This is a genomic window from Pantoea sp. ANP04 (assembly GCF_041982285.1).
Taxonomy (GTDB): Bacteria; Pseudomonadota; Gammaproteobacteria; order Enterobacterales; family Enterobacteriaceae; genus Pantoea; species Pantoea eucalypti.
In genome coordinates this window covers 284,258-306,463 of the sequence record NZ_JAUTYS010000003.1, presented here as the reverse complement: position 1 = coordinate 306,463, position 22,206 = coordinate 284,258, and the positions used below count along the sequence as shown (strand labels likewise).

The following is a 22,206-nucleotide window of genomic DNA, read 5'->3' as shown; positions in this document are numbered from 1 at the left end:
CGCTATCCTTTCGCCGCCGACCGCGTCGGGTTGAGAATGCGGGTGTTCAGCCAGATGGCCAGCAGAATAATCGTACCGGTGGCGATCTGCGTATAAAACGGGGAGATATGCGACAAAATCAGGCCGTTCTGGATGATGGCAATCGACAGCGCGCCTAACAGCGTGCCAACAACGGTGCCGAAGCCGCCGAACAGGCTGGTACTGCCCAGCACCACCGCAGCGATGACCTGCAGCTCAAAGCCTTCGCCCTGGTTAGAAGAGCCGCTGCCCAGGCGAGCAGTGATGATCATGCCCGCCAGCGCCGCCGCCATACCACTGATGATGTAAACTTTCATGGTGACGGCTTTGGTATTAATCCCGCTACGGCGCGCACCTTCTGCATTTGCGCCAATGGCCGTGACATAGCGACCAAAACGCATATGGTTCAGCACGATATGGCCGACCACCAGCACCACGATGCCAATCAGCGCAGGCATCGGCACACCCAGCACCCATGCGCGTCCCATAAAGGCGAACAGGCTATCAGCGGGGATGGGAATGGAGTAACCCTGAGTGATCAGCAGCGCCACGCCGCGCACCACCGCCAGCGTCGCCAGCGTGACGATAAAGGCAGGAATGCCTTCATAGGCGATAAAAAAGCCGTTGATAGCACCGACCAGCGCACCCAGCAGCAGGCCGCCCAGCAAGACCACCGGCCAGGGCAGGCCCCAGTTATTCAGGGCGATAGCGGACAAGGCGCCGACAAGGGCCAGTGTTGACCCCACGGAAAGATCGATCCCACCCGTGGTGATCACCAGCGTCATTGCCGTGGCGACGATCAGCAATGGCGCACTCTGACGGATGATATTCAGCCAGTTAGCGCTACTGAGAAAGTTGCCGGTGATCAGAGAAAACACCACGCAGCAGAATACGAAAAACAGCGCGATGCTGACTACGCCAGAGTGGTTATGCAGAAGGCGACGCGGCAGCGAGTGTTGTGCCATACGGGAACTGCTCAGATTCATAATAGTCATCCTGTTCCTCGCTCAGTGCGCTGCGGCCGAGCGGGCGACAAATTTTTCACCCACGATCAAATTGACGATCTCAGTCAGGTCCGTATCGGCCACCCGGCGTTCCGCCACGTTGGTGCCCTCGTACATCACCATGATGCGATCGCAGACCAGGAACAGATCCTGCAGGCGATGCGTGATCAGGATGACGCTCACCCCACGTGCTGACACCCGGCGGATCAACTCCAGTACCGCCTCCACTTCGGCGACGGCCAGTGCGGCGGTAGGTTCATCCATGATCAGCACTTTGGGATCGAAAGCGGCCGCGCGCGCAATGGCAATCGCCTGGCGCTGCCCGCCGGATAAATTGCGCACCAGCAGCCGGGTGTCCGGGATAGAAATCCCCAGCCCTTTCAGCATCTCCCGTGCATCAGCGTGCATTTTCTCTTCATCCAGAAACGGAATGCCGAGAATGGACTTCATCGGCTCACGTCCCATAAACAGGTTGCCTGCCACATCGACGGTATCGCACAGCGACAGGTCCTGATAAACCATCTCGATATGGCAGCGGCGAGAATCCGCCGGGTTACTGAAATGCTGGTCCTCACCATCAATACGAATCGTACCACTGGTTGGCACGACAGCCCCTGACAGCACCTTGGTCAGGGTCGATTTGCCCGCGCCGTTGTCGCCCACCAGCCCCAGCACTTCACCTTTAGCCAGTTGCAGGTTTACGCCGCGAAGCGACCGTATCGCGCCGTAGGTCTTGGTAATATTCACCATCTCTACCCGTGTCTGGGCAGTTTGTGCTTGCTGCATGTGATTACTCCCATCACCGCTAACAGGACTGTCAATCTGCATGTAAAAAGGGTTATCCGGCACGGTTTACACCCTTGTAAACCGGTTTACCTGCAGGATAAAACCTTTGTCTCAACACACAGAACAACACGCTACAACGATATTTGTTTGCCAGGTACGACATTGCAGCTTCCGTGCCAGCCTGTGAACAGGCGCTACATTCGCGGTCTAACTAACTGTAATAAAATGCATTTAACATTTTACTTTAGGTAAACCGGTTTACTTACTATAAACCTGAGAAATTAAAAAGCTCATTATTTGCGCCAAAGCTGTGCGCTTTTGCGCCATTCTGGGACGTTGTTAACAAATTTGGATCGAGTCACGCGCCACCCACTCTATCGGCAGGCGGGTTTCGGCGGGGATCGACAGGTCATCATTCAGAATACGCAACATAATCTCTACCGCCGTGCGGCCCAGCTCGCGTGCGGGCTGGCGGATGGTTGAAATACGGGGTAGGGTGAAGTCGGCATAGGTCGCGTCATCAAAGCCCACCAGCGACAGCGCTTCGGGTGCTTTGAGTCCGCGCGCGCGCAGGCCATCCATCAATCCCAGCACGAGAAAATCACTGGCAGCAAAGACGGCGGTAGGGCGCTCAGCGCAGCTAAACAGCCGTTCCAGCGCCTGTTTACCGAACTCGCGCTGGTATTCGCCATACATCACCCATTCAGGCAGAACATGCAGGCCAGCCTGCTCCATGGCGGTGCAAAAGCCCTGGTAGCGTTCACGCACACTCATCAGTTCATCCGGACCGCCGACAAAGGCAATGTGCCGGTGACCTGCGGCGATCAGGTTTTCGGTAGCAATCCGGCCTCCCTGAACGTTGTCGGCAAAGACCTTAGGCACCATGCTACCCGGAATATCTTCATCCAGCAGCACGATGCGCTGGTGGCGGTTAATTTCTTTACGTAACAGGCCGTTATCAGGATGGTTGGTGGTAAACAGCAGGCCGTCCACCTGGCAGGTATCCAGCCAGCGGATAAACTGACTCTCTTTGCCAGGGTGGTTTCGGGTAATGCAGAGCACCAGGCTGTAGCCATGGGCAGAGGCGGCTTCTTCGGCGGCATCCGCCAGTTCGGCAAAGAAGGGGTTGGTAATATCGGGTAGCACCAGCCCCAGGGTTTCACTGCCGCCCTTGCTCAGGCGACGAGCCAGGCTATTACCGCGATAATCCAGCTGGCGAATCGCCGCTTCAATGCGGTCGATCGTCTCCTGCGGCAGGATAATGCTTTGATTCATATAGCGGGAAACGGTCGCTTTTGACAGTCCGGCCAGCGCTGCAACATCGGATAACAGCACCCGTTTTTTACTCATATCATCTGCCATCTTGCCCGGAATCGGCTATCAGTAACACAGTTGCGCGCAGCGAATACAGTTTTTTCCCTGACCGCTGACGATAAAATAATCGCTTGACAAAATTTAAGCAGAAGCGAATGTTAGAGGCAGTTTACCGCATTACCCGGGAGTCACTCCCAAGCCCGATTACTCTCTTTCATACGTGCACCATAATGGACGGTGTGCAGAAAGTCGATTATTCAGGTCCTGGCTGAAGCAGCCATTCAGACGATATTTGCCCGCCAACAATAATCCCTCTGCATTTCGATGCGGAGATCGACTGGTTATCTCTCATTCCCGACGAGGAATTTTAAGATGATGGCATTTAACACCAGAAAACTGCGCGCTGTTGCACTGGCAACCGGCTTAATGTCTGCGGGTTCGTTATTTTCATTGGCGCAAGCCGCTTCCACATATGCGCTGGTTCAGATTAATCAGCAGGCCCTGTTTTTTAATCAGATGAACAAGGGCGCCCAGGAAGCAGCGAAAGCAAGTGGTAAAAATTTAGTGATCTTCAATGCCAACGATAATCCCGTGTCGCAGAACGATGCGATAGAAAATTATATTCAGCAGGGCGTGAAGGGTATTATGGTGGATGCAATTGACGTCAACGGCATTATGCCAGCCATAAAAGAAGCAGCGGCAGCTAAAATACCGGTGATTGCCATTGATGCGGTATTACCAGCGGGGCCGCAGGCAGCACAGGTGGGCGTGGATAACCTGGAAGGCGGCAAAATTATTGGTAAATATTTTGTCGACTACGTGGCGAAAGATATGGGCGGCAAAGCGCGGCTGGGCATTGTGGGCGCACTGAATTCGGCCGTACAGAACCAGCGTCAGAAAGGGTTTGAAGAAACCATCAAGAGCAATCCGGGTATCACCGTGGCGGATGTGGTTGATGGTCAGAACGTGCAGGATACTGCGATGACAGCAGCAGAAAACCTGATTACCGGTAACCCGGATTTAACGGCTATCTACGCGACCGGTGAACCCGCTCTGCTGGGTGCGATTGCTGCCGTTGAAAATCAGGGGCGCCAGAAGGAAATCAAAGTCTTTGGCTGGGATCTGACCTCAAAAGCCATCAGCGGCATTGATGGCGGTTATGTCACGGCCGTACTGCAGCAGGATCCGAAAAAGATGGGTGAAGAGGCAGTAAAAGCGCTGAACGCGCTTACGTCGGGCAAAACGGTGGCAAAAACCATTCTGGTGCCGGCCACAGTGGTAACCAAAGCTAACGTGGACAGCTACCGCGCGATGTTTAAGTAATCGCTGACTCGCCGCCTGACTGGAGCAGTGCGGCGAGCTCTTCTGCAGTGGGAAAGGCCTGACGTGTGCCATAACGGCTGACGGTCAGCGCAGCAGCCTGACTGGCATGCGCGAGTGCTAATGCATCAATGTCACCCTCGCGCAGGATCGCGGAAGCCAGCATCACGGCCAGAAAAGTATCGCCTGCGCCGGTGGTATCTACTGCATCGGCGGGGTGCGCCGGGCAGAATATTCGCTGGTCGCCCTGAGTGAGCCAGACACCTGCACTTCCGAGCGTAGTCACCACTGTGTTTACTGCGTCGGGCTGTAACTGTTGCGCTTCGTGCTGATTGACCACGGCGATATCCACCAGCGACCAGCATGCGGCAAAACCGGCGTGCACTGGCGAGGGGTTAAAGACGGTAATCAGTCCCTGGGACTTAGCCAGACTGAACAGCGCATGGGTTTTCTCAGGGGAGAAATTGCCCTGCTGCACCAGCAGATCGCCCGGACGCGCGCTGGCAAGATGGTGGCGAAGCGTATCAATATCCAGCGCCTCGGCCGCCGTCTTACTGGTAATAATGGCGTTATCGCCATCGGCGCTGTGCAGAATAAGTGAGGTGTCGCTCAACGCGGTAATGGACTGCGTGGGCAATAACGTCACGGGCTCGTTCATGAGCTGCTGACGGATCCATTTTCCATTGCTGTCATGACCGGTCGCGGCAAGTAAACAGGTCTCGATGCCGCAGCGGGATAATACGATCGCCTGGTTCGCGCCTTTGCCGCCGATATCCTGCGAACGTTGATAACCGTGAACAGAGGCGCCCTTAGCTGGAATATCGGTAACAGACCAGGTTTCATCGACAGTAATATTACCAGCCACATAAACACGCATAGTGTTTTCCTGAACAGGATTAAGAAGCGATGGTTGCTATATCAGCAGAAAAAATTGATGCAATACAAGCGATATTTTCCCGTCCTAAAGCTGTTATTGGTGTTATTCACTGTGACCCTTTTCCGGGTTCGCCTAAATATCGCGGTAAACCCGTCAGCGCGATAATTGATCGAGCATTACGTGATGCGGAAAACTATATTCTGGGCGGCGTTCACGGCCTGATTGTGGAAAATCATGGCGATATTCCTTTTTCCAAACCTGAGGATATCGGCCCGGAAACGCCGGCGCTGATGGCGGTGATTACGGAAAAAGTACGCGAACGTTTCGGCGTGCCGCTGGGTATTAACGTGCTGGCGAACGCTGCATTACCTGCTTTTGCCACCGCGCTGGCGGGCGGGGCGGATTTTATCCGCGTCAATCAGTGGGCCAATGCTTATATCGCCAACGAAGGTTTTATTGAAGGGGCTGCCGCGAAAGCGCTGCGCTACCGCAGCCAGCTGCGCGCCGAACATATTCGGGTGTTTGCCGACAGTCACGTTAAACACGGCAGCCATGCGATAGTGGCCGATCGCTCCATTCAGGAACTGACACGCGATGTTGATTTCTTTGAAGCAGATGCAGTTATCGCCACCGGACAGCGCACCGGTGACAGCGCCACACTGGAGGAAATCGACGAGATCCGCGCCGCCACCACCTTACCACTGCTGGTGGGGTCGGGCGTCACACCCGCTAACGTCTGCCAGATTCTGGGCCGCACGCAGGCCGTAATTGTGGCCAGTGCACTTAAGGTGGATGGTGTCTGGTGGAACGATGTGGATCGCGAGAGGGTAAAACACTTTATGGCGATCGCACAGGCTGCGCTGGATCCGGCTTAACCACCGTTTATCACCTGGCGCAGACCACAAAAAAACCTGCTGATGAGGCGTAATGCTTGTCAGTTAAGCTTTTAAGAACGCCGCAGCGGGTAACGCTGCGGTTTCTTTTTTACCGCCCGCGGATAATGCTTCTTTAAGGATTTTCACTCAGCCACTGGATCGTTCAACCGATCATTTCTGTCTTAACTGGTCGGCATTACGCGAAAGCGGCCTTTTTAGTTGGCTAACCGTGCCAGCTCAGGGAGCATACGTTTATTAGCCGTCTGCGAATGACGGTTTCAGCCGCTTTTCTCTATACCCACAGGCTGTTTATGCTTAGCGCCGGGTGGTCTCCAAAAGTGTCCTGATAAGTTGTTCTCTGCTGAGTGCGACACAATAGGCGGGTGTCGCACGCTCGAAACGCCAGCCTTCCGCTAACGCGCCCGCATCCACCGCATCAAACCCAAAGGCATCATAAAGCGCCGTGACGATAGCCTTTCCTTCGCTGTCATCTCCCGCCAGCGGTAGCGCCTGACGGTTCGCATCGCCCGGGGGCAGGCCCTGGGTTTCCAGATCGGTCATGCGGATGGCATTAAATGCCTTGGTGATCCGGCTGCCGGGAAACTGGCGGGCAAGCCGTTCACTGGTGCTGATGCCACCACTAAGTAGCTCTACGATGTCGCCATCGCGGTCGGGATAGTAATTGACCGCATCAAGCACGATTTTTCCCCGTAACTCCGCTGCCGGAAGTTGCTCAGTTGCCGTGAGCGGCACAGCGATCACGACCACTTCGCCGAAGTTTGCAGCCTCGGTGGCAGTACCGGTTTCGCAACCAATCATCGGTTTCAGACTGAACAGCGTTCGTGGATCACGCGAGTTGCTGAGCATCACCTCATGTCCCGCTTTAATTGCCAGTTTTGCTATCGCCCGGCCAACAAAACCTGCGCCAATAATGCCTATTTTCATGGGTTGTTCCTCGATGAGTTTTCACGTCCTGACCTTAATTGAAAACAGGAGGTGAATAAACCGACAAACGGACGCAATATAAACAACCAACAGGAGGGAATCATGGATCGACTTACCAGCATGAACGTATTTGTTACCGTCGCGGAATCAGGTTCGTTTGCCGCCGCCGCCGGGAAATTGCTCATCTCACCGCAAATGGTGGCGAAGCATATCGCGGCGCTGGAGAGGCATCTCGGCACGCTACTTCTGCATCGCACCACGCGACGACAAAGCCTGACGGATGTGGGCCGCAATTATTACGAACGCTGCAAAATCGTGCTGGCTGACGTGCAGGAAGCGGATGCAATTGCGCTGGATATGCAGCAGCGTCCATCCGGTACGCTGAAGGTCAGCGCGCCGGTCACCTTTGGTTCTTTCAGCCTGGCGCCGTTTGTGACCCGCTATCTTGATCGGTTTCCTGATACGCAGGTTGATCTTGAACTCAGCGATCGGCTGGTTGATCCGTTTGAAGAGGGATATGAGGTGGTGATCCGGATTGGTGCGCTGGCGGACAGTTCGATCATCGCCCATCCGTTGCAGCCCTATGAGCTGATAGCCTGTGCGTCACCCGCCTATCTGGCACGGCACGGTTTTCCAGCCACGCCAGCAGATCTGGAGAACCACGCCTGTCTCGTTTATGGGATATGGTCGCCTTCAAAACCCTGCCGCTGGGTGTTTACTCAGGCCGGGAAAGTCGAAGAAGTGCATCCGCAGGGAAGAATGCGATCGAATGACTGGAAAGCGCTCCTGCACGCAGCGCTGGAGGGCTACGGCATTACCCTGGGACCGGCCACCATTCTGTCTGAAGAGATCAGGCTGGGCAGGCTGGTCCAGGTGCTGCCCGATTATGCCGGGCCAGCACGCCCCATGCATGTCCTGATCCCGGCGGGCCGCCGTCAGACGGTGAAGATTCGTAGCTTTGTTAATGCCATTATCACCGGGTTTGGCCTCTATCCACCTGCATCCGGCTAAACCAGGCGGTTAGCGGCTCAGCAGCGGGATTAACTGGGGTAGCTGCGACAGCAGATAGAGAATCAACCCGATGGTGCCGCCCACCAGCGTGCCGTTGATGCGGATGAACTGCAGGTCTTTGCCGATATTGAGTTCGATCTGCTGCGACATGTCGCGTGCATCCCAGCTCTTGACGGTGTCGCTGATGTGACGCGTCAGGAAGCTGGCAAACTCCGGCGCCACGCTGCGCGCCGCCTGTTCCAGATGCTGATTCATCGAGTCACGCAGCGCCGGGTCGGCTGCCAGGGTTTCACCCAGCCACAAGGCTGCACCACGCACTTTTTCCTGCACCCGCGAATCCTCACTGCTGAGATCGGCTTTGAGCCAGTTGCGCATGTCATTCCAAAGCTCGCCGATGTAGCGGTTGAATGAGGCATCCTCTTTCAGCCAGCCTTTGATCTCTTCGGCGCGCTGGGCCATTTCCGGATCGTTCTGCAACTTAACGATCAGCTTGTCTACCGCCCGGTTAAAGCCGAGACGCAGCTCATGGCCCTGATCCAGTGCCACATCATCCAGCAGCGAATCGACCGCGTTTGCCACCAGCTCGGCGCTGTGTTCACCCAGCCATTCGGTCGGCAACATTTTGGCTTTGATCGGATGCTCGCGTTTCAGCCAGCGCACCAGCTGCATGGCAATAAACTCGCGGGTCGCGGGTTTATGCAGCAACTTCAGCAGCTGTTCGATGGCCGCATCCAGCAGCGCCTGATGACGGTTATTTTTGGTCAGGCTCTCCAGCACCATGGCGCTGGTCTGGCTGAGGTCGACCTTGTCAATCGCACGATGCACGGCGCGGCGCATAAAGGTCTGGATCCGCGCGTCATCGGTCAGATCGATGAAACCACGCATCACCTGCAGCAGATGGCGGCCGATGCGGTCCGCGTTGCCCGGCGCATTCAGCCACTGCGCCAGCAGGTTTGAAGGATCGTGACGGCGAATGAGATTCAGCAGTGAATCGGTATCAAGAAACTTCTCCTGCACAAAGCGCCCGAGGTTCTCGCCGATACGATCTTTGTTGCGCGGGATGATGGCGGTATGGCGTGAGATAAAGGGCACCGGCACGCGCCGGAACAGCGCCACCACCGCAAACCAGTCCGCCAGTGCGCCGACCATTGCGGCCTCCGTAATCGCTTTGACGCCGCTGACCCAAAAGCCAGGAGGCAGAAAAAGGGTGACGATAAAAGTGGCTGCGGCGAGCAGTAACAGCAACAGTGCCAGACGTTTCGTCCGTTTCAGTTCGTATTGTTTATCCATAACCTGATCTTAGCAGAGAGCCGGGTTCATCGGCGACGGCCACCCAGCAGGCTGCCGAGTACCCCACGAATGATCTGACTGGTGATCTGGCGGGTGGCGCTTTTCGCCATGGTTTGCACCACACCGTCGTGCTTACCGCCGCGCGGACCGGTTCGGCCAAACAGGATCTCTTTCAGACCACCGATAATGCCATCGTCTGCCGCAACCTCGTCGCCTTTGGCTGGTGGTGCACCGGCTTCATCGCTGGCGGCCTGGACGCCTTTTTGCAGCTTTTCAAATGCCGATTCGCGATCGATTTCAGTATCATATTTGCCATACAGCGGCGAATGGTTGATTAAGCCGTTGCGTTCATCGCCGGTAACCGAACCCATGCGCGAGCCGGGCGCAATCACCATGGCGCGTTCCACTACCGACGGGCTGCCTTTGGCATCCAGGAAGGATATCAGCGCTTCGCCGGTGCCCAGTGCCTGAATCGCCTCAACACTGTTAAATGACGGGTTGGCACGCAGGGTATCGGCGGCGGTTTTTACTGCTTTCTGATCTTTGGGGGTGAAAGCGCGCAGGGCATGCTGCACGCGGTTGCCGAGCTGCCCCAGCACCCGATCGGGAATATCTCCTGGGTTCTGAGTGACAAACCAGACGCCGACGCCTTTGGAGCGGATGAGCCGCATCACCTGTTCGATTTTCTCCAGCAGCACCGCGGGTGCATCGGTAAACAGCAGATGCGCCTCATCAAAGAAGAACACCAGCTTTGGCTGATCGAGATCGCCCGCTTCCGGCAGATGCTCATAAAGCTCCGACAGCAGCCACAGCAGGCTGGTGGCATAGAGTTTTGGCATTTGATAAAGCTTCTCGGCGGAAAGGATGTTGATCACCCCTTTGCCATTGCTGTCGACGCGCATCCAGTCGGCGATATCCAGCATCGGTTCACCAAAGAAGTGTTCCGCGCCCTGTTGCTCCAGCGTCAGTAATCCGCGCTGGATTGCGCCGACCGAGGCGCTGTTGATGTTGCCGTAATGCGTCTGGAAACTTTTGGCGTTGTCACCAATGTACTGAGTCATGGCGCGCAGATCTTTGAAGTCCAGCAGCAGCAAACCCTGGTCATCGGCGATGCGGAAAATAATCTGCAGCACGCCGCTCTGTACTTCATTGAGGTTCAGCAGACGCGCCAGCAGCAGTGGCCCGAGATCGGAGACAGTGGCACGCACCGGATGACCTTTCTCGCCGAAGATATCCCATAGCACCACCGGACTGCTTTGCGGCTGCCAGTCGGTGACGCCGATTTTCGCCAGCCTCTCCTGCAGCTTTTCGCTGGACTGGCCCGCCATTGCCACGCCGGTCAGGTCGCCTTTGACGTCGGCCATAAAGACCGGCACGCCACTGGCAGAGAACGATTCGGCCAGCTTCTGCAGCGTGACGGTTTTACCGGTACCGGTCGCGCCGGTGATCAGGCCATGGCGGTTGGCCATTTGCGGTAACAGATGAAGTTCAACGTCTGGCGTACGGGCAATCAGTAGCGGGGAAGTCATGATTTTCCACTCTCAGGCTGAAGGTTATGCCTGAAGGATAGCAAGCCAGAGCGGCACAGGAGTAGAACTATTCACCAAAAAAGCCGTTGCTGCGTGAAGCAACGGCCTCAAACCAGGACTTACTTCTGCACCTCTTCAAAATTCAGCAGGCTGACACCGATGCCCTGCTGCAGGTGATTAAGGTTGCTGCGTACCGCCACCTGGACCGCACCCTGTAGCAGCACAACAAACGGCGAATCCTGTTGGATGCGGGTTTGCAATCCGGTATAGAGGTTGCGGCGTTTCACGGCGTCGCTCTCTCCGGCGGCGGCGCGGGTCTGGGCGCTGAGTTCCGGAATGGACCAGCCGACGCGCCAAGCCAGGGTTTTACCGCCGCCTGGCACGTTAGAGGCAAAGGTGCTGGCATTACTGTTAGGGTCGATGTAGTCCGCGCCCCAGTAGGTGAAGATTGCCTGAAAGTCGCGGCTGCGCATTTTGCTCCACAGCTCTGATTCCGCCACCGGCTGGATGTCGAGCTGCACATCTGCTTTGGCAAAACTCGCCTGCAGCGCCTGCGCCACATCAATATAAGGCGGCTGGTTCACTACCGTGAGCGCGATATGCGTGCCGGGTTTAATGCCGCCTTTTTGCAGTATCGCCTGCGCCTTTTTCAGATCGTAATGGAACGGCGTGCTGTTCAGCGCACCGTCAAAGCCGTCCGGCAGGAAGCTCTGATGGATGCGGTACTGACCTTTCAGCAACTGGTTTGCCAGGCTGTCATAGTCAACCAGCCAGCGTGCCGCCTGCCACAGCGCCGGGTTCCCCAGCGCCGGTTGCTGCGGACTTTGGGTGTTAAAGCCAAGGTAATAGATCAGGCTGGACGGAAAAGCATCGACCCGCACATTGGCAGTATTTTTCAGTGCGGCAATTTGATCCGGGCCGAGCTGACAGGCGACATCCACGTCACCCTGCTGGATCAGCAGACGCCGGGAGCCGGGATCGGCTACACCTTTCAGTAATACGCGCTTCAGATGCGGCTTCTGCGTGCTGTGGGGGTTGGCCTCCAGCACCAGCGCCTGCAGCGGCACGAACTGTTTTATGGCATAAGCCGCACTGCCAGCGGAGTGGTTCTTCAGCCAGGCATTGCCGTAATCGTTGCTGCTGGCGTGTTCCTGCGCCAGTTTACTGTCGACGATGGAGGCGACCGGCGCGGTAAGCAGGCGCAGCGCCAGATCGCTGCCGATCTCCGCGGGCCAGCGCAGCTCAAGCTGGTGGTCATTGATCGCCGTGAATTGCTGATCGATATTTTCCGGCGTCCAGCCAAACTCGCCCAGGATAAAAGAGGGTGCTTTATTGAGTCTGACTGCGCGGGTTAAGGAGAAAACAACATCCTGCGCGGTGAGCGGATGACCGCTGGCGAAATGAGCCTGCGGGTTGAGGTCAAACACCAGGCTGTGGGGCGTTTTCCCGGCCTGCCAGCGTGTGGCGGCCAGTGGCGAGAGCTTCTGCGGGTTCTGGTGATCCGGCTCCAGCAGCGTCTGGTAGATATTGCGCAGGCTGCTATTACTGACGGTTTCAAAACTTTCCGCCGGATCGAAACTGATGATGCCATCGAGTGGCACAGCGACCACCAGAGTGTCAGCAGGCGTGGCGGCATGTGCCGGGTGAACCAGTGCCAGAGCAGTAACCAGTGACAAGAGTGTTTTGCGCATTGAGCATTATCCTGAGCCGTTGATTGCTCTACTCTATCGGGCGCCTGATAATCTCAAAATGCCGGTTTGTTATGAGCTTTGCACAAATATTTGCGCAGCGATTTGGGCAAAGAGACAAAATAAGATAGTGTCTGTCAGTAATTATTTCGTCGTTACTTTAAAATGCACAAAATTAATACGCTTTTACTCATGCGATCACAAATTGCGCACTGTCTGATTGTGCGGCTGATAAAGCCACTATAGTGTTAACGATCAGAAACGCTTTTCTTGTATGGAAGTATGATTTTTTTTTATCGGTTAGCAGACGTGATGATGACAGAGTGAAAATAACACCCTCCATTCTGCGTCGAATCAGCCAAATACCCGATGTTTATGCGGTTTTATCCCCGATTTCAGCGATGTAAATCTTTTACCTCTCGATAACCCTTCTGCAACACCATGATAAACTTTCACTTCGACATCTTTTTAATTCAATTTTTACATTCAGAAATATTTATATCCCTAATATTGCCAGGTTATTAACCGATAAGTTCCGTTAGTCACCGAACCATAATTTTACCCGCCCTTGTCTGTTTTGCCGTCGTCAGTGCTGTTTGCATTTATCTCTGTGGAGAGTTTTCTGACTCTATTCAGCCTTTCAGCGACATAACAAATTAAACGGGTATTTAGCAGATGAGAGTCGTGCGGATATGCTTTTAGAAAAACCCACCACCAGGCGTAAATTTTTGCTCGGTTCACTGCTGGCGTTGCCATTAAGTGAGCTGGTCCTGAAAGGCATGACTGCGGCACAGGCTGCAGAGATGGCTGCACCCGAGTTAACCGATTACAAACCGATCTTTTTCAGCGCCGATGAGTGGCAATTCATTCTGGCTGCTACCGACCGCCTGATTCCGGCGGGCGGCAAAGGCAAAGCGCCGGGCGCGCTGGAAACCAACGTGCCAATCTTTATCGATCAGCAGCTGCACAGCGAGGCGTTTGGCAGCGAAATCTACCTGCAGGGGCCTTTTAATACCCAGGCGCCGGCCACCATGGGTTATCAGATTCCGTTCCGCCCACAGCAGATGTATCAGACCGGTATCCGGCTGATTAATCAGTGGTCGCAGAACACACATCAGAAAGCGTTTCATGCACTGACGCTGGAAGAGAAAGATGCGGTGCTGACCCAGGTCAACAAAAACGAGATCGATTTTGCCGCGCTGGGCGAAGCCGATCTTAAACCTTCCCATTTCTTCAGCCAGCTGCTTTCAGATACCAAGCATGGCTACCTGGCCGACCCGATGTACGGCGGTAATAAAGGCATGAAAGCCTGGATCGCCATCGGATTCCCGGGCGCGCGTGCCAGCTTCACCGAATGGGTGAAACAGCACAACGTGCCTTATCCGCTGGGCCCGGTCAGCATCAAAGGTGAACGCGCATAACGCGCTTCCACATCAGGTATTTGAAACAGGATTATCATGGCACAGGTTACTAAAAAAGAAGTCGACGTCGTGGTCTGCGGCCTCGGCTGGGCAGGCTCGCTGATGAGCATCGAGCTGGCGCTGGCCGGTCTGGACGTGCGCGCGCTGGAGCGTGGCGGCGATCGTGATTACGACGAGTTCGCCTATCCAAAACCGGCGGATGAATACGCCTATGCAGTGCGCAACAAAGTGTTTGCAACGCCCGCCGAAGTGGCGGTCACCGTGCGCTACAACAGCAGCCAGACCGCATTACCCACCCGTAAATGGGGCGCCTTTGCACCGGGCACCGGTGTAGGCGGTTCTGGCCTGCACTGGACAGCGGTACTGATCCGTCCGACGCCAACCGATATCAAACTGAAGACCTATGTCGACGAGGCGTATAAGCCGGGCATTCTGCAGGATGATATGCGGGTAATGGACTTCCCGTTCAGCTGGGAAGAGATCGAACCTTATTACTACAAATTCGAACTGATTTGCGGCCAGTCGGGCAACACCGGCAACCTGCGCGGCAAAATCATGGAAGGCGGCGATCCGTTTGAAGGCCCGCGCTCTGAGCCTTATCCGCTGCCTGCACTGGATGACACGTTAAACAACGTAATGTTCAAAGAGGTGGCGACCAGACTCGGTTACCATCCGTTCCCGAACCCGTCAGCCTGTGTGTCGCGTGCATGGAAAAACCCGTACGGCAACCAGATCGCCCCATGCAACTACTGCGGCTACTGCAGTAAATATCCCTGCCTGAACTATTCCAAAGCATCGCCGCAGACCGCAGTCATGGATTCGCTGAAGCGCATGCCGAACTTCTCGTATGAAGTCAACGCAGAAGTGATCAAGGTGGTGCTGAACGATGATAAGAAAACCGCGAAAGGCGTGATCTACATCGATGCGCAGGGCAACGAGTGCTTCCAGCCCGCGAAAATTGTGGTGCTGAGCAGCTTCCAGCTCTACAACGTGCGTCTGATGCTGCTCTCCGGCATCGGCAAGCCTTATAACCCGATTACCGAAGAGGGCGTGGTAGGGCGTAACTACGCGTTCCTGTCGAACGGCGGCGCGACGCTGTTCTTCAAAGATAAAAACTTCAATCCGTACGCCACCGCGGGCGCCACCGGCCAGATGTTTAACGATATCTCGCCAGGCAACTTCGACGGTCCTTCGCTCGGCTTCCTGGGCGGCGCGAAGATCCACAGCTCGCAGGCGACCGGTACGCCAATCAGCACCGCGCTGCCAAAAGGCACGCCATCCTGGGGCATGGGCTACAAGGAAGGTCTGGAAGAGTGGTACGGTCATTCGATGAAGATCAGCATCACCACCACCTGCCAGTCTTACCGCGATATCTATCTGGATCTCGATCCCAACTACAACGATCACCGTGGTCTGCCACTGCTGCGCATGACGTTTAACTGGAAAGAGAACGAGCTGAAGCTGCAGCAGCATCTGAAAGGCATCGTCGGCAATATCGCCAAAGAGCTGAACCCGGACAGCATGAGTATGAGCTTCCTGCCGATGGGCGCGGATTTCGATCTCACTAAATATGTCTCTACCCACAACGTGGGCGGCGCAGTGATGGGCGATAACCCGAAAACTTCTGCACTCAACAAGTATCTCCAGAGCTGGGATGTGCATAACGTCTTTGTGCCGGGCGGTAATGCCTTCCCGCAGAACTTCCAGGCGAACCCGACCGATACCATCGGTGCAATTACCCTGATGGCGGCGCAGGCGATCAAAGATCACTACCTGAAAAATCCCGGCCCACTGGTACAGGCATAAGCGCATGAATAAGCTGAAACTGAAGTCTTTTATTTTTGCCAACGCGTTGCTGCTGGCCAGCGGATTTGCGCTGCCTGCTCACGCCGAAAATGAAGCGCAACTGATTAAGCAGGGCGAATATCTCTCCCGGCTGGGCGACTGCATGGCGTGCCACTCACTGCCCGGCAAACCTGCTTATTCAGGCGGACTGGCGATTGAGTCGAACCTCGGCACCATCTTCTCCACCAACATCACCCCGGATAAGCAGCACGGTATCGGCAACTACAGCGAGCAGCAGTTCTCTGACGCGGTGCGCAAGGGAGTGTTACCGGATGGATCGCATCTCTATCCGGCGATGCCATACCCTGATTACGCCAAAATCAGTGATGCCGATATCCACGCGCTTTACGTCTACTTCATGAAAGGCGTGCAGCCGAGCGCAGAACAGCCGCCGGAAACCGATCTGAGCTTCCCGTTCAGCCAGCGCTGGGGCATGCGCTTCTGGAACTGGGCGTTCGCGTCAGATAAGCCGTTCCAGCCGATTGGTGGCGCATCAGCCGAGGTTAATCGCGGTGCCTATATCGTGGAGAGTCTGGGCCACTGCGGCAGTTGCCATACGCCGCGCGGTCTGGGCATGAACGAGGAAGCGCTGGACAGTGGTGATGATAAATTCCTGGCAGGCGGCAGCCTGAACAACTGGGATGTGCCGTCACTGCGCGGTGTGCCGCACTGGAGCGAGCAGGAGATCGTGGATTACCTGCAGACCGGCCGTAACGATAAAGCGGCAGTGGGCGGTGAGATGACCTCGGTGGTTGAGCACAGCAGCTCACACATGACTGATGCCGATCTGAAAGCCATCGCGGCCTACCTGAAGTTCCTGGGCGGCAATCCGCCATTGCAGGCGTTCAGCGTGCAGGCGCAGCAGGCAACGGAAGCGAAGCTCACGGCGGCGAAGAACCTCAGCGAAGGGGAGCGTCTCTATCTGGATAACTGCGGTGCCTGTCACTTCGTGACCGGCAAAGGCGCACCCGCGATCTTCCCGGAGCTGGATGGGGCAACCATCGTGAATGCGAAGGATCCAACCGGTCTGATCCATACCATTCTGGCCGGTGCGCAGCAGCCTTCTACAGCGAAAGCACCGTCTAAGCTGGCGATGCCGGGCTTTGCCCAGCGTCTGAGCGATGATGAAGTCGCGCAGCTGGCGACTTTTATTCGCCAGGGCTGGAGCAACACCGCGCCAGCGGTGAGTAAAGATCAGGTTGCTGAGGTGCGTAAAACGCTGAAGTAATCAGGCAGTCCCCTCTGCCAGTCAGGAGAGGGGACATTCCGGATCAGTGAAAGGTGCGCACCACTTCCAGCACGCCGTTAATGATGAACTGCACGCCCATGCAGACCAGCAAAAATCCCATCAGGCGCGAGATCGCCTCAATGCCGCTTTTGCCCACCAGCTTCATGATGGCTCCCGAACTGCGCAGAGAGATCCAGAGGATCAGGCTCACCAGCAGGAAGGTCAGCACCGGCGCCACGCTAATCACCCAGGCGGGAAAATCAACGCCACTTCTTACCGTCGAGGCGGACGAGATGATCATCGCAATGGTCCCGGGTCCCGCGGTGCTAGGCATCGCCAGTGGCACAAAGGCGATATTCACCGGCTCTTTGGCTTCATCCAGCTCATCCAGTTTCTGCTTTGCTTCAACCGAATGGCCCGCAGGCTTGGCCGGAAACAGCATCCGAAAACCGATAAAGGCAACGATCAGCCCACCGGCCATACGCAGGCCCGGTATCGAGATGCCAAAGGTATGCAGCACCGCGCTGCCTGCGTACCATGCCACCACCATGATGGCAAAAACATAGATTGACGCCTGGCGCGCCTGCCGGTTCCGCTGCTGGTAATTCATATCACCCGCCAGCCCTAAAAACAGCGCCACGGTGGTGAGCGGATTGGCGAGCGGCAGGATCACGACAAGCCCCAGACTAACGGCTTTAATCAGCTCCAGCATGTCTGCACTCCCTGATTAGTGTTTCGGGCGCTCCAGCGCCTCAAGCAGCTCCGGGAAGAAGTCCTGCAGGATTTCTGGCGTCATCAGTTCGGGATACTGCATCAGATGTTCGCGGATACGCTCGTTGACGTCCGGCAACAGACGCTGAGCCGCAGCACTGGCGGTGATTTTGTGCTTCTTCATGGCGCGCAGCAGATCGCCTGGCAGCGTGTCTTCGTCGTCGGCGTCATCGACCATCTCCAGTGCATCCAGCTCGTCGAACATCTCCATCAGTGCTTCAGTCTGCGGCGTGCGGGACTCATATTCACGCGGATGTTCATCTTCCAGGAAGCGCAGCATGGCGCGCATAGGCGTGCCGTCTGGCGTGGACGGTGGTTCGGTGGCGAACCAGCTCAGCAGCTGATGCATGGTGACCTGATGGACGCGGAATCCACTGTCGACCAGCTCATCGGCCAGCAGTTCGGCCGTTTCGTTCTCAATCAGGCAGATGTGCGTGCGTTTGGGTTCATACTGCTCCAGCCACTGGTAGATCTCTTCTATCACGCCATCGTCATACTCGAATTTTTTGCTGAGATAGCTGTCATCCTGTTCGTGAACGCAGGCCTGAATCTGATCGGGGTCGAAGTAAAGTGCGATGTTGATGCCTTTCATGCGTGCTGTCCTGTAGAAACCAAAACAACACTATAGCGCTCAACCCCAGGTTATGGGAATGTCAGGCATCACAGCATGGCGGGGTTTAACGCTCCCCTCAGTGCTGCGAGGGGAGAGATGAAGAGGGGGATCAGGAAATAAAGTTTTTGCCCTGCTTCAGTACCACGTCGCAGGCTTTGGTTTTGAGCTTCTCACCCATCGGCGAGTTACTCAGGCTTTGCAGATTCAGCTGCTGGCCATTTCCGGTATTCAGCAGACCTGCCACACCCTGGGTGTAATCGGTTTTCTGTTCCTGCGCGGTGGTGGTATTCAGACCGAGCTTGCTCAGCACCTGATCTTTCACCGACTGCACATTGTTTTTCACCACGTTGTGTTCGACGCAATACTGCATCACACCAGCCGCGTTGGTCATGCTGTTGGCGCTGACCGCTTTGTCGCCGCCGCCCAGCATGCTGGTAATAGAAGAGAGCGACAGACCACCATTCTGCTGCGTGGTGCTGGTGGTGCTACCGTTGTTCTGCTGGCTGAGCTGCGACGCTGCACTGCTCAGCTGATCCTGCCAGCTTGCCGCTGATGCACTGCCTGCCACCAGAAGTGCTGCCACGCCCAAAACCCATGCACTGCGTTGTGCCTGCTTCATCTTAACCTCAGTATCTTCTTATTCAGTTTTGCTAAGAGAGGCTGACGAGCAGAAAGTTCCTGACTTCCTTTTATAAATAGCGTCTTAAATAGCACTTTGGGAATCTTCTGTAATAGAAACGATAAAATATTCAGATGCTTGTTAGTGTTATTATTCTGTGAAGTGATTTGCTGAAGGCAGTAATAAGTGCCTCTCGCTGAAACATTATTTAATATCCTCACGTTTTTTATCAGGAATCGTCCTGGTTTAAATTAAATTTACCGCTTTGCTTATAGAGTGCTTTCTAAGCGCTTGCGTCTGGGCTGTTAATATTTACCTGAGAAACTATTTTAATATAACATCATGTGTTTCATGTAATTTTTATATTTAACGTAGCGGTAATTTAAACCGGGGTGCTTGTTTTTGATGCAAGTGTCTGTGCCGTAATTAAATTGAGTTAGCGGAGTTTTTTATTATTCCGGCTTGCGAAATCAGCCAGAGTGTTCATGCTTAATCACTGTGTCAGGCAGTTGTGGTAATTATTTAATTTAACGGGAGCGATATTATGGCTGGACAGCCAGAGCACAATAATAATGCAGACGTCACGCTTAAACTCGCTGAAGAGCAAATAGCCCTGACGAAGCAAAAGATTGTGGATGGACATGTCCGCGTTACCCGTTCCACAACTGAGCATGACGAGGTCATCAGTACACTGCTTAACCGGGAGAAGGTTGAGATTGAGCATGTAGCAAAAGCGCATCCCGTTGAAACGATGCCCGAAATCAGGGAAGAGAACGGTGTACTGATTGTCCCGGTAGTAGAGGAAGAAATCCAGATTGTCAGAAAGCTGGTGCTTAAAGAGGAGATCCACATCCGAAAAGTGCAGGAGAATGTTCCTTTTCAGGAAGTGGTGACCCGACGTAAGCAGCAGGTGAACGTTGAAAGAGATGACGATCAAATTAGCTAACAGAGAGGAACCTATCATGGCACAGGAAAAAATCGTAACACTGTTCGATTCTGCAATTCAGGCAGAGGCCGCGAAAAGAAATCTCGTGAAAGCAGGCTTTTCTGATCGGGACATCAGTCTTATCAGTGGAGAACGTTTGCAGCAGGAAGGGCAGTCTGTCCGCCATCCGAGCCTGTGGCAGCGTCTGTTTGGGCACGACGTCGATAAAGATGAGGCGGATGTCTATACCAGAGCCATGGATAAGGGCGGCGTCGTGCTGACCATCCGTACTGAGGAGGAGAAACTGGCCCGCGCCATGACGATTCTCCATTCTCATGACTCGGTAGATGTGCCGTCACGCATGCAAAGCTCAGTTAATAATGGCAGCAGCGCGCCGGGCATCAACCCGACAGCAGGTAAGCAGTTTGCCGGTGAGACCAACGACCGCCAGGTTGAACCGCGACGCACCTCACTGACCGGTGACGAGAGCGAAGCCGATATTCTGCGTCTGGCCGAAGAGCAGGTAGAAGTGGGTAAACGTCTGGTAAGCGAAGGCTCCACCCGCGTACGCCGCTATACCGTGACCGATACCGTCTCTGAAAATATTTCATTGCATGAACAGCACGCTGACATCTTCCGTCGCTCGGTGAATGAACCGGCGCTGGCGGGAGAAGTGGACTGGTCCGAGAAAACCGTCGAAGTTGCTGAGACCCATGAGCAGCCGGTGATCAACAAAACGACCCACGTGAAAGAAGAAGTGGTGGTGCGTACCGACGGCAGCGATCGTACCGAGACCATTAATGACACGGTGCGTCGTCAGGAAGTGGATATCGACCATGCACGAGGCGGTCTGGAGAGCGAACTGCCGGGTACGACTGCAGGCGTAAAACCTGCGACCGCAGCAGCAGGCGCGCAGTCACCGGGGGTACATAACCGTGACCACAAAGAGAGCCTGACTGAGAAGATGAACGAGAAAGCCAGCGAAGTGAAGGACAAGGTTGAAAGTAAGTTGCATGATCACTCACATTGAGGCGCTCATCCTGACAACAACAGATGATGATGATGGGCATTGCTGATGCCCGATGCTGAGCATGCAAGATGCAAGAAAGAGCTAACCGTGAGGTTGGCTCTTTTGCGTTTGGGGGGGAGCGGTTATGGTTGCGGCTTGTAAACGTGGTGCTGCCTTTACACGCGGTCGCCTCAATTCTGTTTCTGGCCTGCCTGCCATTTACCGGACTGGCGATCATTCCAAAGCTTTTTTAGCCGCCACACTGTTGTTGACCATGACGCTTCTGATGCTGGCATTGAGCGCTATCGCTGGCGAAAGCTTACTGAATGTATCGCGCTGGCAGATCCGTGCCTTATCCGAGTGGCCCGCGCTGATTGAGGCCGGGCTGCCTGCTGGTGATAGAAGAGAGCGATATACCGCTATTCTGCTGTGTGGTGCCGGTGCCGGTGCCGGTGCTGAGCTGCGACGCTGTACTGCTCAGCTGATGATCCTGCCAGCTCGCCGCTGATGCACTGCCTGCGACCAGAAGTGCCGCCAGTCCCCATCCCCACGGACGGCGTTGTGCTTGTTCCATCGCAACCTCGTTATGTGCTTATTCAGTTTTCCTAAAAAGCTGAGGAGCTGAACGTTCCTGACTTTCTTCATTAAATAGCGCTTTGGGAATCTTCAGTAATAAAAGTGATAAGATATTCAGGTGGTTGTGGGTGTTATTATTCTGTGAAGTGATTTTCTGAAGTCAGTGATAAGGACGCTCCTATGATAAGTTGTTTAATATCCTTGCTGGTTTTATAATGTATTATCTTGGTTTGAATTAAGTTTTCCGCTTTTCTTTCGGTATATTTTATTAGCGATTGCCTGGGATTGGTTAATGTCTATCTTTAAAATTATATTTGCCGAACTGTCTTCATTGTTTTTTTACTTTTATCATCACGGAAATAATAATCGCGTTGATGAATTTAATGCCGTAATTAAATTGAGGATGGAAGGTTTTTACTATCCAGCCTTGCAAAAATCGCCATATTCACGTCCTGTCTGACCTATTGTGCAAGAGGCAAAGACAGCGTGTTCGTTAGGTATCTGGTCTGAACTCATGACGACTTACGCTTGTTGTCCGGGCT

19 protein-coding genes and 1 pseudogene are annotated in these 22,206 nt (G+C 54.8%); 8 read left to right on the top strand and 12 right to left on the bottom strand.

Annotation, left to right across the window (positions count from 1 at the left end; translation table 11 throughout):
• Nucleotides 1–2: 2 nt before the first annotated feature.
• The 3 genes from Q7C21_RS06245 to Q7C21_RS06235 all read right to left on the bottom strand — a co-directional run bounded on the left by Q7C21_RS06245 (nt 3) and on the right by Q7C21_RS06235 (nt 3,170).
• On the bottom strand, nt 3–1,004 hold the full coding sequence (locus Q7C21_RS06245) for an ABC transporter permease (protein WP_164913091.1): 1,002 nt from the start codon (nt 1,002–1,004) through the stop codon (nt 3–5).
• 21 nt (nt 1,005–1,025) lie between these two features.
• Complete coding sequence (locus Q7C21_RS06240) at nt 1,026–1,772, bottom strand: ATP-binding cassette domain-containing protein (protein WP_003850984.1); 747 nt, start codon at nt 1,770–1,772, stop codon at nt 1,026–1,028.
• A gap of 375 nt (nt 1,773–2,147) precedes the next feature.
• Entirely contained in the window at nt 2,148–3,170 is a 1,023-nt protein-coding gene (locus Q7C21_RS06235) for a LacI family DNA-binding transcriptional regulator (protein WP_375150522.1), read from the bottom strand.
• A gap of 324 nt (nt 3,171–3,494) precedes the next feature.
• Between Q7C21_RS06235 and Q7C21_RS06230 the strand changes: the two genes are divergently transcribed.
• Nucleotides 3,495–4,445 (top strand): substrate-binding domain-containing protein, encoded by a 951-nt coding sequence (locus Q7C21_RS06230; protein WP_375150521.1) that lies wholly within the window; start codon nt 3,495–3,497, stop codon nt 4,443–4,445.
• Here the strand turns inward: Q7C21_RS06230 and Q7C21_RS06225 are convergent.
• Nucleotides 4,438–5,319 (bottom strand): PfkB family carbohydrate kinase, encoded by an 882-nt coding sequence (locus Q7C21_RS06225; RefSeq protein WP_078804815.1) that lies wholly within the window; start codon nt 5,317–5,319, stop codon nt 4,438–4,440. The two genes, Q7C21_RS06230 and Q7C21_RS06225, sit on opposite strands and share 8 nt — an antisense overlap.
• Before the next feature lie 29 nt (nt 5,320–5,348).
• On the opposite strand from Q7C21_RS06225, the gene Q7C21_RS06220 reads away from it, so the two are divergent.
• The gene (locus tag Q7C21_RS06220) at nt 5,349–6,194 is read left to right on the top strand and encodes a BtpA/SgcQ family protein (protein ID WP_003850977.1); all 846 of its coding nucleotides are present in this window, start codon (nt 5,349–5,351) and stop codon (nt 6,192–6,194) included.
• Nucleotides 6,195–6,509: 315 nt separating this feature from the next.
• On the opposite strand, the gene Q7C21_RS06215 is transcribed toward Q7C21_RS06220, so the two are convergent.
• Complete coding sequence (locus Q7C21_RS06215) at nt 6,510–7,139, bottom strand: NADPH-dependent F420 reductase (protein ID WP_375150520.1); 630 nt, start codon at nt 7,137–7,139, stop codon at nt 6,510–6,512.
• A gap of 102 nt (nt 7,140–7,241) precedes the next feature.
• Between Q7C21_RS06215 and Q7C21_RS06210 the strand changes: the two genes are divergently transcribed.
• Nucleotides 7,242–8,150: a LysR family transcriptional regulator gene (locus Q7C21_RS06210; RefSeq protein WP_375150519.1), complete on the top strand. Its 909-nt coding sequence runs from the start codon at nt 7,242–7,244 to the stop codon at nt 8,148–8,150.
• A gap of 9 nt (nt 8,151–8,159) precedes the next feature.
• Here Q7C21_RS06210 and Q7C21_RS06205 read toward each other — a convergent pair whose 3' ends face one another.
• The 3 genes from Q7C21_RS06205 to Q7C21_RS06195 all read right to left on the bottom strand — a co-directional run bounded on the left by Q7C21_RS06205 (nt 8,160) and on the right by Q7C21_RS06195 (nt 12,660).
• Nucleotides 8,160–9,440, bottom strand: coding sequence for a DUF445 domain-containing protein (locus tag Q7C21_RS06205; RefSeq protein WP_375150518.1), 1,281 nt, complete (start codon nt 9,438–9,440; stop codon nt 8,160–8,162).
• Between the two features lie 26 nt (nt 9,441–9,466).
• A complete protein-coding gene (locus tag Q7C21_RS06200; protein ID WP_375150517.1) occupies nt 9,467–10,969 on the bottom strand; it encodes a helicase HerA-like C-terminal domain-containing protein in 1,503 nt (500 codons plus the stop codon).
• A 119-nt stretch (nt 10,970–11,088) separates the two neighbouring features.
• On the bottom strand, nt 11,089–12,660 hold the full coding sequence (locus tag Q7C21_RS06195) for an ABC transporter substrate-binding protein (protein WP_375150516.1): 1,572 nt from the start codon (nt 12,658–12,660) through the stop codon (nt 11,089–11,091).
• A gap of 689 nt (nt 12,661–13,349) precedes the next feature.
• Here Q7C21_RS06195 and Q7C21_RS06190 point away from each other — a divergent pair.
• The 3 genes from Q7C21_RS06190 to Q7C21_RS06180 are packed head-to-tail and all read left to right on the top strand — an operon-like array spanning nt 13,350 to nt 17,151.
• Complete coding sequence (locus tag Q7C21_RS06190) at nt 13,350–14,078, top strand: gluconate 2-dehydrogenase subunit 3 family protein (RefSeq protein ID WP_008925470.1); 729 nt, start codon at nt 13,350–13,352, stop codon at nt 14,076–14,078.
• Between the two features lie 36 nt (nt 14,079–14,114).
• Nucleotides 14,115–15,884, top strand: coding sequence for a GMC family oxidoreductase (locus Q7C21_RS06185; RefSeq protein WP_033762281.1), 1,770 nt, complete (start codon nt 14,115–14,117; stop codon nt 15,882–15,884).
• A gap of 4 nt (nt 15,885–15,888) precedes the next feature.
• Nucleotides 15,889–17,151 carry a c-type cytochrome gene (locus Q7C21_RS06180; RefSeq protein WP_375150515.1) on the top strand — a complete coding sequence of 421 codons (1,263 nt, stop codon included), beginning with the start codon at nt 15,889–15,891 and terminating at the stop codon, nt 17,149–17,151.
• Nucleotides 17,152–17,194: 43 nt separating this feature from the next.
• Here the strand turns inward: Q7C21_RS06180 and Q7C21_RS06175 are convergent, their stop codons facing one another.
• The 3 genes from Q7C21_RS06175 to Q7C21_RS06165 form a co-directional block, all read right to left on the bottom strand.
• A complete protein-coding gene (locus Q7C21_RS06175; RefSeq protein ID WP_003850965.1) occupies nt 17,195–17,863 on the bottom strand; it encodes a MarC family NAAT transporter in 669 nt (222 codons plus the stop codon).
• A 15-nt stretch (nt 17,864–17,878) separates the two neighbouring features.
• Complete coding sequence (locus tag Q7C21_RS06170) at nt 17,879–18,514, bottom strand: hypothetical protein (protein WP_003850964.1); 636 nt, start codon at nt 18,512–18,514, stop codon at nt 17,879–17,881.
• A gap of 130 nt (nt 18,515–18,644) precedes the next feature.
• Complete coding sequence (locus Q7C21_RS06165) at nt 18,645–19,154, bottom strand: DUF2501 domain-containing protein (RefSeq protein ID WP_105099515.1); 510 nt, start codon at nt 19,152–19,154, stop codon at nt 18,645–18,647.
• Between the two features lie 544 nt (nt 19,155–19,698).
• On the opposite strand from Q7C21_RS06165, the gene Q7C21_RS06160 reads away from it, so the two are divergent.
• Nucleotides 19,699–20,100, top strand: a complete 402-nt coding sequence (locus Q7C21_RS06160; protein ID WP_003850961.1) for a YsnF/AvaK domain-containing protein — start codon at nt 19,699–19,701, stop codon at nt 20,098–20,100.
• Between the two features lie 16 nt (nt 20,101–20,116).
• The gene (locus tag Q7C21_RS06155; RefSeq protein ID WP_003850959.1) at nt 20,117–21,109 is read left to right on the top strand and encodes a YsnF/AvaK domain-containing protein; all 993 of its coding nucleotides are present in this window, start codon (nt 20,117–20,119) and stop codon (nt 21,107–21,109) included.
• 358 nt (nt 21,110–21,467) lie between these two features.
• On the opposite strand, the pseudogene Q7C21_RS06150 reads toward Q7C21_RS06155, so the two are convergent.
• Nucleotides 21,468–21,662, bottom strand: a pseudogene (locus Q7C21_RS06150) (hypothetical protein); the annotation flags it as partial.
• Between the last annotated feature and the right edge of the window lie 544 nt (nt 21,663–22,206).